The organism is Streptomyces sp. NPDC048516 (assembly GCF_043199875.1).
GTDB lineage: Bacteria > Actinomycetota > Actinomycetes > Streptomycetales > Streptomycetaceae > Streptomyces.
Genome location: NZ_JBICWS010000004.1, coordinates 16,199 through 30,719 on the forward strand (window position 1 = coordinate 16,199; position 14,521 = coordinate 30,719).

Below are 14,521 nucleotides of genomic sequence, written 5' to 3' on the forward strand. Positions count from 1 at the left end.
TGCCGAGGTCCGCCTCAAGTACTACAGGTTCGGTGCAATTGGGCAAAGAGTGTGTGACAGCTGGGGCTGCCGGGAGTGACGGGGCCGTAGTGGCCGACACCGGGCAGCTCGTGCAGGTCCGTGGTGCCGGGGCTGTGTGCGGCGTAGCGGCGGGAGAGGTCGAGCGGGACGTCCGGGTCATCGGTGCCGTGCAGGATCGTGACCGGGACGCCGGCGGGCGGGTGGCACGCCGGGTCGGCAGCGGCGATCCGTTCCGCGAGGCCGGGCCCGTCACCGAGCAGTTCGGCGACCGCGCCGTTGCTCAGGCCCAGCGCATGGGCGCGGGCGAGGTCGGCGACCGGTGAGACGGCGAGGACGCGGGAGACGCGGGTGCCGGGGCGGGCGGCGGCGAGCAGCGCGAGCTGGCCGCCCGCGGAGTGGCCGACCAGCACCGGGCCCCCGCCACCCGGCAGCGCGCGCACCGCCGCCGCGAGGCCCGCCGTCACGTCGTCGAAGGTCTGCGGTGCCCCGCCGCCCGCGCCGACCCTGCGGTACTCGGCGAGCGCGACCGGCAGCCCCCGCCCGGCCAGTTCGGCGGCGAGCGGCGACAGATGGCGGCGGTCGTAGGCGGCGCGCCAGAAGCCGCCGTGCAGGAGGACGACCAGCGGGGGCCCGGCCGCCTGCGCCCGTGCGCCCTCGGCCGCCCGCTCACCGCCGGTCACCCCCTCACCGCCGGCCGCCCGCGGCAGGTACAGATCGACGATCTGGTCCGGATGCGGCCCGTACGCCACCGTCCGGTCCGGCGCCACCGGGGCCAGCCCCAGCAGCGCCGCCTCCTCGTCGGCCACGCTCACCCGCCGGCCCCGGCCGCCCCGGACTCGACGTCGGGCAGCGCCCTGAGCACCTCGCCGAGCACCCACGCGGCCCGCTCCGCGTCCGCGAAGGAGGTGTAGAGCGGGGTGAACCCGAAGCGCAGCACGTCGGGCGGGCGGAAGTCGCCGACCACCCCGCGCCGGATCAGCTCCTCCATCACCTCTTCCGCCGCGGGGGAACACTCCAGCGACACCTGGCTGCCGCGCCGCTGGTGGTCGTACGGCGTGACGGAGCGGGCCCGGCCCGGTGGTACGTAGGCGTTCACGCACTCCAGGAAGAAATCCGTCAGGGCGAGGCTCTTGGTGCGTACGGCCTCGATGGACACCCCGTCCCAGACCTCCAGCGCCGCCTCCAGCGCGAGCAGCGACAGGATGTCGGGGGTGCCGACCCGGCCGCGCGCGATGCCCTCGGCGGGGACGTATGCGGGGTCCATGGCGAACGGATCGCCGTGCGAGTTCCAGCCCGGCAGCGGCGATTCGAACCGCTCCTGGAGGCTTTCGCGGATGTAGAGGTAGGCGGGCGCCCCCGGGCCGCCGTTGAGGTACTTGTACGTGCAGCCCACGGCGAGGTCGACGTGGTGCGCGTCGAGGCCGACCGGCAGCGCACCGGCGCTGTGGCACAGGTCCCAGACGGCGAGCGCGCCCGCGGAGTGCAGCGCATGGGTGATGCCGGGCAGGTCGTTGAGCCGTCCTGTGCGGTAGTCGACGTGGTTGACCAGCGCCAGCGCGGTCCGCTCGGTGACCTCGTCGGCGATCCGCGCGGGCTCGACCGGGCGCACCGCGAGGCCGGTCATCCGGGCCGCGGACCGGGCGATATAGCCGTCGGTCGGGAAGGTCGTGGCATCGACCAGGATCTCCGTACAGCCCTTGCCGGCCATCCGGACGCCGCCCACCACGGCCTTGAAGAGGTTGACGCTGGTCGAGTCGCCGACCACCACCCGGCCCGGTGCCGCTCCGATCAGCGGTGCGATCTTGTCGCCGACCCGCTCGGGCGCGGTCCACCAGCCGGACTCGGCCCAGGACCGGATGCGCAGTTCGCCCCACTCGCGGGCGATGACATCGGCGATCCGGCCGGGCACCGTACGGGGCAGCGCGCCGAGGGAGTTGCCGTCCAGGTAGACCCCGGCATCGCCGGAGGCATGATCGGGCGCGGCGTCGAGGACGAAGCGGTCGCGGATCGCGGCGAGCGGGTCGGCGGCGTCCCGCTCCGCGGCGCGCGCGGCCTGTTCACGGGCGCCGGACGGCTCCTGGAGGCCGGTGTGGTCGGGGTATTCCGGGGTCTCAGACATGGCTGCGCGCCGTCCACAGCTCCGGGAAGACATTCTTGCGGGCCCGCTTCTCCAGCCAGGCCACCCCCGCGGAGCCACCGGTGCCCATCTTCGCTCCCATGGCCCGCCGGGTCGCGACCAGGTGGTCGTTGCGCCAGCGCCAGACCAGCTCGGCCACATCGGTCAGCGCCTCGCCGAGCCGCACGAGGTCGGACTCCTGCGGCCCGGCGTAGATCCCGGCCCAGATGGCCTCGACGGCCGGGTCGGCCTCGTAGCGCAGCGCGGGGTCCCGCCGGAGCACGGCCTCGGGCACGGCGTGGCCGCGGCGGGCGAGCAGCCGCAGCACTTCGTCCCACAGGCTCGGCTCCTGGAGGGCCTTCTCCAGTTCGGCGTGCTCCCGTGCGGCGCCGCGGTGCGGCACCAGCATCGACGCGGACTTCTCGCCGAGAAGGAACTCCATCCGCCGGTACATGGCGGACTGGAAGCCGGAGCCGTCGCCGAGCGCGCTGCGGTAGGAGTTGAACTGCGCCGGGGTCAGCCGGGCGAGCGGTTTCCAGGCGGCGTTCAGCGCCTCCAGCTCGTAGGTGGAGCGGCGCAGCGCCTCCTCCGCCGTCGTCAGGTCGTCGCGGCGCAGCGCCTTGGCGGCGGTGCTCCACTCATGGACGATGACCGTGAACCACAGCTCCATGACCTGGGTGGTGACCAGGAAGACCATCTCGCCGGGGTCGTCGGAGAGCGGGTGCTGCAGGTGGGTGAGGACATCCGCCTGGACATAGTCCTCGTACGGGGTCGTACTGCTGCTGCCGATGCTGAGATCCGGGGCGAACGGCGGGTCGGGCTCGGCGGTGGCGCCCGGTGCGGGACCCGCTGCGGGTGCGGTCGACGCGCTGTCCACGGGGTCGATGGGAGACGGCTGCGACATGAGGGACTCCTCAAGTGCGAACTACCGGGTAGCGGTCCGCCCCTTCCTCGTCGGCTCGGGAGCCCCGGTCCCCTCGGGCGCGGGATCACCCGGCCCACTGGAAATCATCCGTGCTGGGCAGCGACCGCGCAAGGGCCGACCGCGATCACGCGGCCGGCCCTTTGATCTTGCCCGGCGCTCCCCGGCGGAAAGGCCCGCGCCCCTCCCTGCGGGGAGAACTGCCGGCAGCCCCTCAGCTGAGGGTTTCGGCCGCGGTCGGCGAGGAGTCCCGCAGGAAGGCCGAGCAGCGCTCGTACTCCTCCTGCTCACCGATCGTTTGGGCGGCGCGGGCGAGGGCGTGCAGCGCCCGCAGGAAGCCGCGGTTGGGCTCGTGCTCGAACGGCACCGGGCCGTGGCCCTTCCAGCCGGCCCGGCGCAGCGCGTCCAGGCCGCGGTGGTAGCCGGTGCGGGCGTAGGCGTACGACTCCACGACCCGGCCCTGCTCGAAGGCGTCATCGGCCAGCTGAGCCCAGGCCAGAGAGGAGGTCGGGTACTTCGCGGCGACATCGGACGGCGCCGTGCCCGAGGCGAGCAGTTCGCGGGGTTCCGGGTCGTCGGGCAGATGGGTCGGGGGCGGTCCCCCGAGCAGATTCTCGTGAATGGCCATGGTCCCCAGTCTGCCTGGTCGCCGGGGCGGGGCGGGCGGCGGCCGGGATCTTGCGCCCCGGGTGGCACGGCGGGACGGGGGCGGATACGGACGGGAGGCGGATACGGACGGGAAGCGGATACGGCGGCCGGAGGCCTGGGCTTACCGGCGGCCGGCGCCGGCGGCCTGGGCGGATGCCGGCCGGAGGCCCGGGTCCGGATCGGGTCCGGGTCCGGGCCCGGGTCCAGTCCGGGCCCGGGTCCGAGTCCGGGCCCGGGTCCGAGTCCGGGCCCGGGTCCGAGTCCGGGCTCCTAGGGGGTGTCTCCCTCAGCCGGCCGGCCCGGCTGTCCCCCGGTGCCCGGCAGCCGCTCCGCGCCCCGGACCGTGGTCTCGCCCGGATCCAGCGGCGGTGCGCTCACCCCGCAGTGGTAGGTCGTCTCCGCCCGGCACGGCTCCTCGGCGCCCGGTGCGGCACGCAGCACGTTGGTGCGTACGGTCAGCACGGTGATCAGCGCGCCGATCACCAGGATGCCCGCGCACAACGGCATGGCCCGCTTGAAGGCCGCGCCGAATGCGTCCGCCGAGCGGTAGGCCTCCGGGCCGATGCCCGCCAGCAGCGGCAGCGCGGCCACCGCCATCAGGCTCGCGGCCCGCGCCGCCGCATTGTTGATCCCGCTGGCCAGGCCCGCCCGGTCCACGTCCACCGACGCCAGCACGGTCGAGGTGAGCGGCGCGACCAGCGTCACCATCCCCGCGCCCAGCACCACCAGCGCGGGCAGCACATCGGCGAAGTACGAGGCGCCCCGGCCCACCCGCGTCATCAGCAGCATCCCCCCGGCGCACAGCAGCGGTCCGACGGTGAGCGGAATCCGCGGCCCGATCCGCTGCCCCAGCTGGCCCGAGCGGGCGGACAGCAGCAGCATCAGCACGGTGGTGGGCAGCAGCGCGGTACCGGCCTGCAGCGCCGAGTACCCCACCACGACCTGGAGCTGGAGCACGGCGAGGAAGAAGAAGCCGCCGAACGCGGCGTAGACGCATACCGTCACGGCGTTGACGGCCGAGAACAGCCGGATGCCGAAGATCGCCGGGGGCAGCATCGGGTCCTTCCGCCGCCGCTCGACATGGACGAAGAGCACCCCCAGCAGCACCCCGGCCACCGCCGGAACGATCACGCCGGGCCCGGCGCCCCCGCCCGGGGCGGCGATCAGCGCATAGGTCACCCCGGCCAGCGCCAGCGCCCCCAGCACCGCGCCGGACGCATCGAAGCCGCGGCGCTCGCGGGCGTCCCGCTCCCGGGTCTCGGGGACGTGCCGCAGTGCCACCGGTACACACACCGCCGCCAGCGGCACGTTCAGGAAGAACACCCAGCGCCAGCCGGCCCCGTCCACCAGCCAGCCGCCGATGAACGGGCCGACCGCCGCGGCCACGCCACCGAGCCCCGACCAGGCCCCGACCGCCCGTGCCCGGTCATCGGGGTGGAAGACGGCCTGGATCAGGGCCAGCGAGCCGGGGGTGAGCAGCGCCCCGCCGACGCCCTGCAGCGCCCGGGCCGCGACCAGCACCCCGGCGTTGGGCGCGAGCCCGCACAGCAGCGAGGCCGCCGCGAACCACACCACGCCGATCACGAACACCCGGCGCCGGCCGAAGCGGTCACCGAGGGCGCCGCCCAGCAGGATCAGCGAGGAGAGGGTGAGCATGTAGGCGGTGACGGTCCACTGGAGGACCGCCAGATCCGCGTTGAGGTCCTCGCCGATCCTGGGCAGGGCGACATTGACGACGGTGCTGTCGAGCATCGCCATGCCGGATCCCAGCACCGCCGTCGCCAGCACCCAACGGCCCTGTGTCGAGGCCAGCCGGACCCCACCGGGCGCACTCGGTTCGCTCATACCGCGAGCATGCCCGTATCCGCGCCCGCTCGCCCGCCCTGAGCACAGACAGGGCACCGGGCCCGGGCACACGGCAGGCACCGGGCCCGGAGACGGTGAAGGCACCGGGCCCGGACGCACCGAAGGCTCCGCATCACACCGAAGGCCCCGCATCACGGCGGATGCGGAGCCTTCGTGCGCAGCGGGACCGGCCGTGCGGCCGTCCGCGCTTACTTGATCTTGGTGCCGGTGGAGCGCAGGTTCTCGCAGGCCTGGGTGACGCGCTGGGCCATCCCGGCCTCGGCCAGCTTGCCCCAGCTGCGCGGGTCGTAGGCCTTCTTGTTGCCGACCTCGCCGTCAACCTTCAGCACACCGTCGTAGTTGCGGAACATGTGGTCCGCGACCGGGCGGGTGAAGGCGTACTGGGTGTCGGTGTCCAGGTTCATCTTGACCACGCCGTTCTCCAGCGCGGTGGCGATCTCCTCCGGGGTGGAGCCGGAGCCGCCGTGGAAGACGAAGTCGAACGGGGCGGTCTTGCCGTACTTGGCGCCCACGCCCTCCTGCAGGTCCTTCAGCAGCTCGGGGCGGAGCACGACGTTGCCCGGCTTGTAGACACCGTGGACATTGCCGAAGGAGGCGGCGAGCAGGTAGCGGCCCTTGTCGCCCAGGCCCAGCGCCTCGGCGGTGCGCAGCGCGTCGTCGACCGTGGTGTAGAGCTCGTCGTTGATCTCGTGGGTGACGCCGTCCTCCTCGCCACCGGTCGGGGTGATCTCGACCTCAAGGATGATCTTGGCAGCGGCGGCCTTGGCCAGCAGCTCCTGGCCGATGGCCAGGTTGTCTGCCAGGTTCTCGGCCGAGCCGTCCCACATGTGGGACTGGAACAGCGGGTTCTGGCCCTTGGCCACCCGCTCCGCGGAGATGTCCAGCAGCGGGCGGACATAGCCGTCGAGCTTGTCCTTGGGGCAGTGGTCGGTGTGCAGCGCGACGGTGACGTCGTACTTCTCTGCCACGACGTGGGCGAACTCGGCGAGCGCGACCGCGCCGGTCACCATGTCCTTGCTGTACTGGCCGCCCAGGAACTCCGCACCACCGGTGGAGATCTGGATGATGCCGTCGCTCTGCGCCTCGGCGAACCCACGCAGCGCGGCGTGCAGCGTCTGCGTCGAGGTGACGTTGATGGCCGGGTAGGCGAACTTTCCTGCCTTCGCCCGGTCAAGCATCTCGTTGTAGACCTCGGGGGTTGCGATGGGCATCTGTCCGCTCCTTCAGGTATGCGGGTGTGCTTTCTTGGCCCTGACCAGGGGGCGAGGACTTCGCCGAGCACATCTTCCCAGACTCGGCGGATTGCTCCACATCCCGCGCCCGGCCGTCCCGCAGTGTGGGCGGCCGGTTTCACGTGAAACCAGCCGCCCCTCGGTAAAGCCGCAGCTCAGCGCGGTTTTTCTGGATTTCGCACGGCCCTCGGCCGAGGTCAGCTCAGGCCGAGGTCGCCGAGCTGGTAGCCGGTGATGTAAGGGAGTCCGGCCTCCGCGATCGCGGACTCGGCACCCCGGTCGACGATCGTTGCCACCGCAACGACCTCGGCACCCGCCTCACGCGCCGCCTCGACGGCGGTCAGCGGGGAGCCGCCGGTGGTGGAGGTGTCCTCGACGACCAGAACCCGGCGGCCCTTGATGTCCGGACCCTCGATACGGCGCTGCATACCGTGCGCCTTCTGCGCCTTGCGGACCACGAACGAGTCCAGCCGGCCGCCGCGCGCGGCGGAGGCGTGCAGCATCGAGGTCGCGACCGGGTCGGCACCGAGCGTCAGCCCGCCGACGGCGTCGTAGTCGAGGTCGGCGGTGATCTCCAGCATCAGCTGTCCGACCAGCGGCGCGGCCTCGCCGTCCAGGGTGATCCGGCGCAGGTCGATGTAGTAGTCGGCCTCCTTGCCGGAGGAAAGCGTCACCTTGCCGTGCACCACGGCCTTGTCCTTGATCTGCTGCAGCAGCTCGCCGCGCACGTCGTCACTCATGCGCACGAGCTTAAGGGCTGCCCCGTCACCCCTGGCAGCCGCACACAGCCCCGCGGCGGGCACACGCAGCCCCGCGGCAGGCGCACGACGACGGCCCTCGGGCGACTGTCCCGCGCCGGCCCTCGGGCGGTGTCCCGCCGGCCCTCAGGCGGTGTCCTGCGACAGGCTCCGCCAGCGCCAGGTCGTGGAGATCTCCAGCGGGTCGATGGGCGTGACCAGGCGCGGCACGGTGTTGAGGCCGTTCGGCGGGCCGGACTGCGGCTCGACGCAGACCGCGGCCTCCTGCTCGTCGTAGACCACGACCCACTCGCCGCGGCTGCTGACCGTCAGCTCCAGCCGGTCCGGCCAGGTGAGGGTGGCCTCGACCCCTTGCGGCATCCCGAAGCAGTCGTCCCAGGGCCCCGGCTGCGGCGTGATCCGCCGGCCGGTCGGGAGGTGGTCCTCGCCCCGCTCCTCCTGCCATGCGGGCGTGAAGTCGAGCCGTGCGTCCGCACCGCCCTCACCGAGGTTCCGCAGGAACCAGGGGTGCCATCCGGCCTGCGCGGGGAAGGAGTCGTCGGTCGCCTCGACGCACAGGGTGAGGGTGAGCGAGCCACCGTCCGCGGCCAGCTCGACGAGCTGGGTCACCCGCCCCGGATACGGCCAGGGCGCCGCCGGATCGGCCAGGTCGTAGGTGAAGACCGCCTCCGTGGCGCTCGAACGCGCGGTCCGCCAGCGGAGGTTGCGGCCGGTGCCGTGGATGGCGTGCGGCGCGGCGTTGAGGGGCATCTGGTGCAGCTCGCCCCCGTTGCGGAACTGCCCGTGCGCGATCCGGCCGCACCACGGAACCATCGGGAAACAGCCGTACTTGTCGCCCTGCCGCAGCAGCTCCGTACCGCCGACCCGCAGGCCGGCGATCCGGCAGCCGTTGTCCGGCCGGACGGTCACTTCGGTGTCTCCGGCGGCCAGCCGTACGCCTGGTGACGCCTGCTCCGGCGCCGCGTTCTGCGGGGTGTTGTCGGTGCTCACGGGACCGACCCTAACGGTGCGTCGGCGCCCGGCGCGGGACGCCGGGACGGCGCGGGACACGGGGACGGCGCGCGGGCAGCCGGCGAACGACGGGGTCAGCGCCGCCGGCGCAGCACCCGGCCGACGACCACGGCGGACGCCAGCACCACGGCGGCGGCGGGCGCCGCCCAGCGCAGGGCCACCGAGGTGGCATGCGGCTCGGGCGCGGGCACCGGTGCGTACCGCCCGCGCGGCGGGGCGTGGTCGACCTCCTCCGCGCTGCGCCCGATCATCGTCCGGCGGGCGTGCGCGGCCTCGGCGGGGCCGAGGCCATCCGGATCGTGGCCGTAGGCGTGCTCGGGGTGCCCGTCGCGCGCCGCGCGGAAGGCGTCCTCGGCGTCCTCGGCATCGAGATCCCCGCCGTCCCCGGCCGCCTCACCGAGGCCCGCCGCCTCCACGGCGCCCTCGTCACGGCCCGCACCCTTGTCACGGCCCGCACCCTCGTCGCTGTCCGCGCCCTTGTCACGGCCCGCACCCTCGTCGCTGGCCGCACCCTTGTCACGGCCCGCACCCTCGTCGCTGTCCGGCTCCAGCGAAGACGGCGGCACCTCGGTGCCGAACACCCCCGGCCCGGCCGCGCCGGCGGCACCCCCGGCCGAAGGGCCGTCGCCGGTCCGCCCCGCCACCGGACGCTGCCGCAGATCGGCCGCCAGGTTCTGCGCGAAGCGGTCCAGCAGCCGGCGGCCGGCGGTCCGGGCGGACTGGTCGGTGGCCTCGGCGAGCCGGCCGTCGCCGTGGACCGTGCCCGAACAGGCCAGTGTCGTCCCCGGACCCGGTTCGGTGGCCGGGGAGAGCCGTACGGCCAGGGTCAGCGCGACCGATCCGTCGCCCCGCGTCTCGGTGCCCTTCGCCTCGACGGTGACCACGGCGGCCGCACCGCCGTCACCCGGGCCATCGTCGCGCGCCCCGCCGCCGCCCGGTCCGCCGTCGCGGGACCCGTCGTTGCCGGACCCGTCGTCCTCGGTGGCGGCACTGACCGTCAGCGTGCCGCGGTAGGTGATGGTGGAGCTCCCGATACGCAGCCGCAGCCTGCCCACCGGGGTCCGGGGGGCGGTATCGGCGTCGAGCTGGACTCCTGGGACACAGCGCGCCACCCGCTCCGGCTCGGTGAGCGCCTGCCGCACGGTCCCGACGGGAAACGGAACGTACACCTCATGCTCCATGACATGGGAGCCTACCCAGCACCCCCGCACCCCGTGCCGCCCGGACAGAACTTTCTGCGCGGCGGGCCCGGCTCCCGCGCCGCCCCCGCGTCCGCCGCGCCTTCCCCGGCCCTCACCGGCCCTCACCGGCCCCTCGCTGACCCTCACCGGTCCTTCCCGCCCCCGTACAGCGCCCGCCCGCTCAGTCGAGATACCGCGGATGCATCAGCGTTGACGCCGGCAGCCCGGGCATCCGGTCGTGGGCCTCGCCGCGCCGCCCGGCCTGCAGCTCCGCGCAGGTGAGCCCGGCCGGCGGGGGCGCATCGGGCGCCAGCCCGAGCCGTGGCCGGTGCCGCGCGGCCAGCACGAAGCCCCAGTACCGGTCCCGGCCGCCCGACGGCGCGGCGGCGGGCACCTCCGCGTCCACCGACGCCACGGGGGCGGCCGTGCGGTCCGGGCCGCCGTAGAACGACGCGGGCCGGCCGGCCAGGCGGTACGGCACGGTCGCCAGGCCCACCGACCGGACCGTCGACTCCACCGTCCAGTACAGGCGCGCGCGCTCGACCGGCGGTCCGGCATGCACCACCAGCCGCCCGTCGGGTGCCAGCAGCCGCGCCGCGAGACCGTAGAACTCCTGCGAGTAGAGCTTGGTGCTCGCGGCGATCCCGGGGTCGGGCAGGTCGGAGACGATGACGTCGTACGGCGCCTGCCGCCGGCCGCGGCCGCGCAGCCCCTGCTGCCGCAGCCACTCGAAGGCATCGGCGGTCACCACCCGCACCCGCGGATCGGCGAGCGAGTGATGGTTGAGGCGGGAGAGGCCGGGGTCGCGGCGCGCGAGCCGCAGGACACCGGGGTCGAGCTCGACGACGGTGACCGAGCGGACCGAGCGGTGGCGAAGGATCTCGCGCACCGCGAGGCCGTCGCCGCCGCCGAGGACCAGCACCCGGCGGTGCGGGCCGGCCGCCATCGCCGGATGCACCAGCGCTTCGTGGTACCGGTATTCGGTCTCCGCGCTGACCCGGAGCCGGCCGTCCAGATACAGCGCCAGCGGTCCGCCTAAACCTTTCCTCCCCCGCCCCGCACCGGCACCGTCCCCCGTACCGCCGGTCATCACCACTTCCTGGATGCCGGTCTGCACCGCGACCCGCGCCGAGGATCCGTACACCGCCTGCCGGGCGGCCCGCTCGAACGGCGCGGCCAGCAGTACGCCCGCGGCCAGCAGCGCGAGGACCAGGGCGTTGGCGGCGAGCAGCGTCCAGCGGGCGCGGGCGCTCAGATCGTCACGGAAGAGCCACAGCACCAGGACGCCGCCGGCCACCGCGTTGACCCCGCCGGTGAGCAGGGCACCGGTCAGCTGGCCGAAGCCCGGCAGCAGCAGAAAGGGAAAGGCCAGGCCCCCGACGAGCGCACCGACATAGTCCGCGGCGAAGAGGTCGGCGACCGCGCCGCCCGGGTCCTGCCGGCGCACCCGCTGGATCAGCGTCATCAGGAGCGGCACCTCGGCGCCGATCAGGATGCCGATGGCCAGGGAGAAGCCGACGAGCACGGAGCGGGACTGGCCGAACCAGGCGAAGCAGGCGTAGAGCGCCATGGCGGAGCTGCCGCCGACCAGCGCCAGGCCTGCCTCGACCGCGCCGAAGCCGACCGCCGCCCGGCAGCGCAGCCGCTTGGCGAGCAGTGCGCCGACGCCCATCGCGAAGACCATGACGGACAGCACCACCGACGCCTGGGTGACCGAGTCGCCGACCAAGTACGTGGCCATCGCGACCAGTTCGAGTTCGTAGACCAGGCCGCAGGCGGCGCAGACGAAGACGACGGCGAGGACGAGCAGCCGGCCGGGCCCGGCCGGCACGGGCAGTCGCGCCGGCGTCACGGCCTCCGGCGGCCCGGGGACGCCGGCGAGAACGGGCTCTGGCGGGTCGATCATAAAGTGAACGCTACGTGACGATTCCGTGCCTCTCCGTCACCCACAAGGGTGCAGTCTGCGGGCCGCAACCGGCAGTTGAGGAACCGCCCGCACAGGGGGCACGCGGCACCCTTCCGCACCACACCGGCCGACCGGACCGCGCACCCGGCACCGCCCGCGCCCCTCCAGGCACCGATGCCCCCGGCGCGCGGCCCGTACGCCCCTCGCGCCATCCATGACCGCACACCCTCCCGCCGACCGGACCGGTTTCTTTCGCCCACCCCGGCTAGACCGCCGCGACCGCAGCCCGTACGCCCACCCGGGTACGCGTGGCCACCAAGCGGCCCTCCTGCGGATACGCGTGCCAGGTCCGCCAGCGCACCTGCCCCTGCTCACACTGCGCCAGCATCGCCGTGAAGGCGTGCGGCGAGCCCGGGAACGTCCCGGCGAGGCCGTGCGGATGCTCGGCCACCAACGCGAGCAATTCCTGCGCACGCCCCGCGAACGAGCCGCGCGACAGCGTCTCGACGTGGGCGGCGAATTCGTATTCCCAGTCCCCGAGCCGCTTCGCCACCCCCAGCGGCAGCGGCGTGCTGCTGCCCGGCATACAGGCGACCGTTTCGGAACAGGTGCCGCGCCCCTCCTCGAGGAGCACCTGGTGAGAAGCGCCGAGCAGCCTCAACTGCAGTTGTGCGCCGTGAAGTTGGAGATCGAGTACGGCGAGGGCCGGCAGGGGTTCCCTGCCCAGCGCCCAGGCCAGGTCGGAGGCACGGGTATCGGTGTACGCCGTCTGCAAAGTGGTGAGCATGGGTCGGCTCCGCAAGCACGCAGTGGAATGGTGGGCCGGCCCGCCCGTTGAAGGCAGGGAACATCCGCATGCCTGCCGGCTCGTGCCCACGTGGAAACGGAGAACGTGGGGGATTCTCCAGGAAGAGGGAATCATGAAAGCCCCGTCACCCACAGCGCTTTTACCCATCTCCTCCGGGTTTCCATCCGCCCGGGGGCCCTGCAGTTCACCTGTTCAACAAGCAAGCGCCCGGCGGGTGTTGATGTTTTCAATCAGCACCGGCCAGGCGCATATGCGGTAAGCAACAGCCCTTTTGCGCAAGTGGAGTTGGAGAAATCGGGCATCTGACTCAGAAACAACCCGAGTCGGCTCAGAAGCAGCCGGCCGGCTCCTCAGGAGCCGCCGTCGGCTCAGGAGCCGCCGCCACCACCGCAGCCGCCACCGCCACCGCCGCCGCCACAGCCGCCACCACCGCAGGAGGAACCACCGCCACAGCCACCGTGGTGCCCGCCGCCGTGGTGCCCACCGTGGTGCCCGCCACCCAGGCTCGACCCCCCGTCACTGCCGGCCCACCAGCTGCCGCCGCCCGCCGCGGACGAACCACCCCAGCGCCGTCCGCGCCGTGGTCCGTTAACGCTCCGCGAGACCAGGGCCAGCAGGCCGATCACCACCACGCAGACCACCAGGAAATCCACGATCCCCATCTGCCTCACATTCCTTTCTTCCCCCGAAGCGAGGCACCCGCTCCGTCCGGCGCCCGGTGCGCCGCTCCGGCGCCGTCCCGCGCCGGGGCCGTCCTCGTCGACGGCCGTCACTGTCCTTCGTACGAGGCTGCTGCCCCGGCCCTCGCGATCTCAAAGCACTGTTGAGGAAATCAAGAGGTTCGACGGAGGATGGCGCCCATGGACCGACCGCTGCTGAACCGCCGCCTCGCCGAATTCGGCACCACGATCTTTGCCGAAATGTCGGCACTCGCCGTACGGACCGGCTCCATCAACCTCGGCCAGGGCTTCCCCGACGCCGACGGCCCGGAGGAAGTCAGGGAGGCGGCGGTGCGTGCCTTGCGCGACGGCCGCGGCAACCAGTACCCGCCCGGCCCCGGCATCCCCGAGCTGCGTACCGCCGTCGCCGCCCACCAACAGCGCTTCTACGGACACCTCGGCCTCTCCTGCGACCCCGACACCGAGGTCCTGGTCACCGCGGGTGCCACCGAAGCCATCGCCGCCTCGCTGCTGGCGCTGCTGGAGCCGGGCGACGAGGTCATCGCGCTGGAGCCGTACTACGACTCGTACGCGGCCTGCATCGCGCTGGCCGGCGGCCGCCGCGTCCCGGTCACCCTGCGCGCCGACCCCGAGTCCGGTTCCTACCGCCTCGACCTCGACGAACTGCGCGACGCCGTCACCGACCGCACCCGCCTGATCCTCCTCAACACCCCGCACAACCCCACCGGCACCGTGCTCTCCCGCGAGGAGCTTGCCGAGATCGCCCGTCTCGCCCGCGAGCGCGACCTCCTCGTCATCACCGACGAGGTCTACGAACACCTCGTGTTCGAGGGCGAGCACCTTCCCCTCGCCTCGTTCCCCGGGATGCGCGAACGCACCGTCACCATCGGCTCGGCCGGCAAGACCTTCTCCTTCACCGGCTGGAAGGTCGGCTGGGTCACCGCGGCCCCGGAGCTGGTCAGTGCCGTCCGCTCGGCCAAGCAGTTCCTCACCTATGTCTCCGCCGGGCCCTTCCAGTACGCCGTCGCCGAGGCGCTGGCCCTCCCCGACAGCTACTTCACCGCCCTGCGCGACGATCTGCGCGCCAAGCGCGACATCCTGGCCACCGGCCTCACGGAGGCGGGCTTCACGGTCTTCCGCCCCTCCGGCACCTACTTCATCACCACCGACATCCGCCCCCTCGGCCACGACGACGGCTTCGCCTTCTGCCGCGCCCTGCCCGAACGCGCCGGTGTCGTCGCCATCCCCAACGCCGTCTTCTACGACCACAAGGACCAGGGCGCGCCATACGTCCGCTTCGCCTTCTGCAAGCAGGAGTCGGTCCTACGGGAGGCGTCGGAGCGGCTCAGCAAACTCTGACCGAGACCCCACG

13 protein-coding genes are annotated in these 14,521 nt (G+C 73.4%); 1 reads left to right on the forward strand and 12 read right to left on the reverse strand.

Annotated elements, in window-relative coordinates; genetic code table 11:
* Positions 1–14: 14 nt before the first annotated feature.
* From ACGFR7_RS09580 to ACGFR7_RS09635, 12 genes are all read right to left on the reverse strand, one after another.
* On the reverse strand, positions 15–833 hold the full coding sequence (locus ACGFR7_RS09580) for an alpha/beta hydrolase family protein (RefSeq protein WP_393315423.1): 819 nt from the start codon (positions 831–833) through the stop codon (positions 15–17).
* The gene (gene kynU / locus ACGFR7_RS09585; RefSeq protein ID WP_393315426.1) at positions 830–2,140 is read right to left on the reverse strand and encodes a kynureninase; all 1,311 of its coding nucleotides are present in this window, start codon (positions 2,138–2,140) and stop codon (positions 830–832) included. Before kynU ends, ACGFR7_RS09580 begins: the two co-directional genes overlap by 4 nt.
* Complete coding sequence (locus tag ACGFR7_RS09590) at positions 2,133–3,041, reverse strand: tryptophan 2,3-dioxygenase family protein (protein ID WP_393315428.1); 909 nt, start codon at positions 3,039–3,041, stop codon at positions 2,133–2,135. The genes kynU and ACGFR7_RS09590 overlap by 8 nt, the downstream gene beginning before the upstream one ends.
* Positions 3,042–3,273: 232 nt before the next feature.
* Positions 3,274–3,687 (reverse strand): DUF3151 domain-containing protein, encoded by a 414-nt coding sequence (locus ACGFR7_RS09595; protein WP_393315431.1) that lies wholly within the window; start codon positions 3,685–3,687, stop codon positions 3,274–3,276.
* A 290-nt stretch (positions 3,688–3,977) separates the two neighbouring features.
* Positions 3,978–5,552, reverse strand: coding sequence for an MFS transporter (locus tag ACGFR7_RS09600; RefSeq protein ID WP_393315434.1), 1,575 nt, complete (start codon positions 5,550–5,552; stop codon positions 3,978–3,980).
* Between the two features lie 209 nt (positions 5,553–5,761).
* Positions 5,762–6,784: a class II fructose-bisphosphate aldolase gene (gene fbaA, locus ACGFR7_RS09605; protein WP_393315437.1), complete on the reverse strand. Its 1,023-nt coding sequence runs from the start codon at positions 6,782–6,784 to the stop codon at positions 5,762–5,764.
* Between the two features lie 218 nt (positions 6,785–7,002).
* On the reverse strand, positions 7,003–7,545 hold the full coding sequence (gene pyrE, locus ACGFR7_RS09610) for an orotate phosphoribosyltransferase (RefSeq protein ID WP_393315440.1): 543 nt from the start codon (positions 7,543–7,545) through the stop codon (positions 7,003–7,005).
* A 144-nt stretch (positions 7,546–7,689) separates the two neighbouring features.
* Entirely contained in the window at positions 7,690–8,553 is an 864-nt protein-coding gene (locus tag ACGFR7_RS09615) for an aldose 1-epimerase (protein ID WP_393315443.1), read from the reverse strand.
* 95 nt (positions 8,554–8,648) lie between these two features.
* Entirely contained in the window at positions 8,649–9,755 is a 1,107-nt protein-coding gene (locus tag ACGFR7_RS09620) for a carbon monoxide dehydrogenase subunit G (RefSeq protein WP_393315445.1), read from the reverse strand.
* Between the two features lie 181 nt (positions 9,756–9,936).
* Positions 9,937–11,661, reverse strand: a complete 1,725-nt coding sequence (locus tag ACGFR7_RS09625; RefSeq protein ID WP_393315448.1) for a polyamine aminopropyltransferase — start codon at positions 11,659–11,661, stop codon at positions 9,937–9,939.
* Between the two features lie 265 nt (positions 11,662–11,926).
* Complete coding sequence (locus ACGFR7_RS09630; protein ID WP_393315451.1) at positions 11,927–12,448, reverse strand: DUF2617 family protein; 522 nt, start codon at positions 12,446–12,448, stop codon at positions 11,927–11,929.
* A 389-nt stretch (positions 12,449–12,837) separates the two neighbouring features.
* A complete protein-coding gene (locus ACGFR7_RS09635) occupies positions 12,838–13,131 on the reverse strand; it encodes a hypothetical protein (RefSeq protein ID WP_393315454.1) in 294 nt (97 codons plus the stop codon).
* A 198-nt stretch (positions 13,132–13,329) separates the two neighbouring features.
* Here ACGFR7_RS09635 and ACGFR7_RS09640 point away from each other — a divergent pair, with 198 nt between their 5' ends.
* Entirely contained in the window at positions 13,330–14,508 is a 1,179-nt protein-coding gene (locus ACGFR7_RS09640; protein ID WP_393315457.1) for a pyridoxal phosphate-dependent aminotransferase, read from the forward strand.
* The last annotated feature ends 13 nt before the right edge of the window (positions 14,509–14,521 follow it).

Bases quoted from the DNA above. Each gene is read 5' to 3' on its own strand.
- fbaA (WP_393315437.1), bottom strand. From the start codon at position 6,784: ATGCCCATCGCAACCCCCGAGGTCTACAACGAGATGCTTGACCGGGCG.
- ACGFR7_RS09595 (WP_393315431.1), bottom strand. From the start codon at position 3,687: ATGGCCATTCACGAGAATCTGCTCGGGGGACCGCCCCCGACCCATCTG.
- ACGFR7_RS09600 (WP_393315434.1), bottom strand. From the start codon at position 5,552: ATGAGCGAACCGAGTGCGCCCGGTGGGGTCCGGCTGGCCTCGACACAG.
- ACGFR7_RS09625 (WP_393315448.1), bottom strand. From the start codon at position 11,661: ATGATCGACCCGCCAGAGCCCGTTCTCGCCGGCGTCCCCGGGCCGCCG.
- ACGFR7_RS09590 (WP_393315428.1), bottom strand. From the start codon at position 3,041: ATGTCGCAGCCGTCTCCCATCGACCCCGTGGACAGCGCGTCGACCGCA.
- ACGFR7_RS09640 (WP_393315457.1), top strand. From the start codon at position 13,330: ATGGACCGACCGCTGCTGAACCGCCGCCTCGCCGAATTCGGCACCACG.
- ACGFR7_RS09635 (WP_393315454.1), bottom strand. From the start codon at position 13,131: ATGGGGATCGTGGATTTCCTGGTGGTCTGCGTGGTGGTGATCGGCCTG.
- pyrE (WP_393315440.1), bottom strand. From the start codon at position 7,545: ATGAGTGACGACGTGCGCGGCGAGCTGCTGCAGCAGATCAAGGACAAG.
- ACGFR7_RS09620 (WP_393315445.1), bottom strand. From the start codon at position 9,755: ATGGAGCATGAGGTGTACGTTCCGTTTCCCGTCGGGACCGTGCGGCAG.
- ACGFR7_RS09630 (WP_393315451.1), bottom strand. From the start codon at position 12,448: ATGCTCACCACTTTGCAGACGGCGTACACCGATACCCGTGCCTCCGAC.
- kynU (WP_393315426.1), bottom strand. From the start codon at position 2,140: ATGTCTGAGACCCCGGAATACCCCGACCACACCGGCCTCCAGGAGCCG.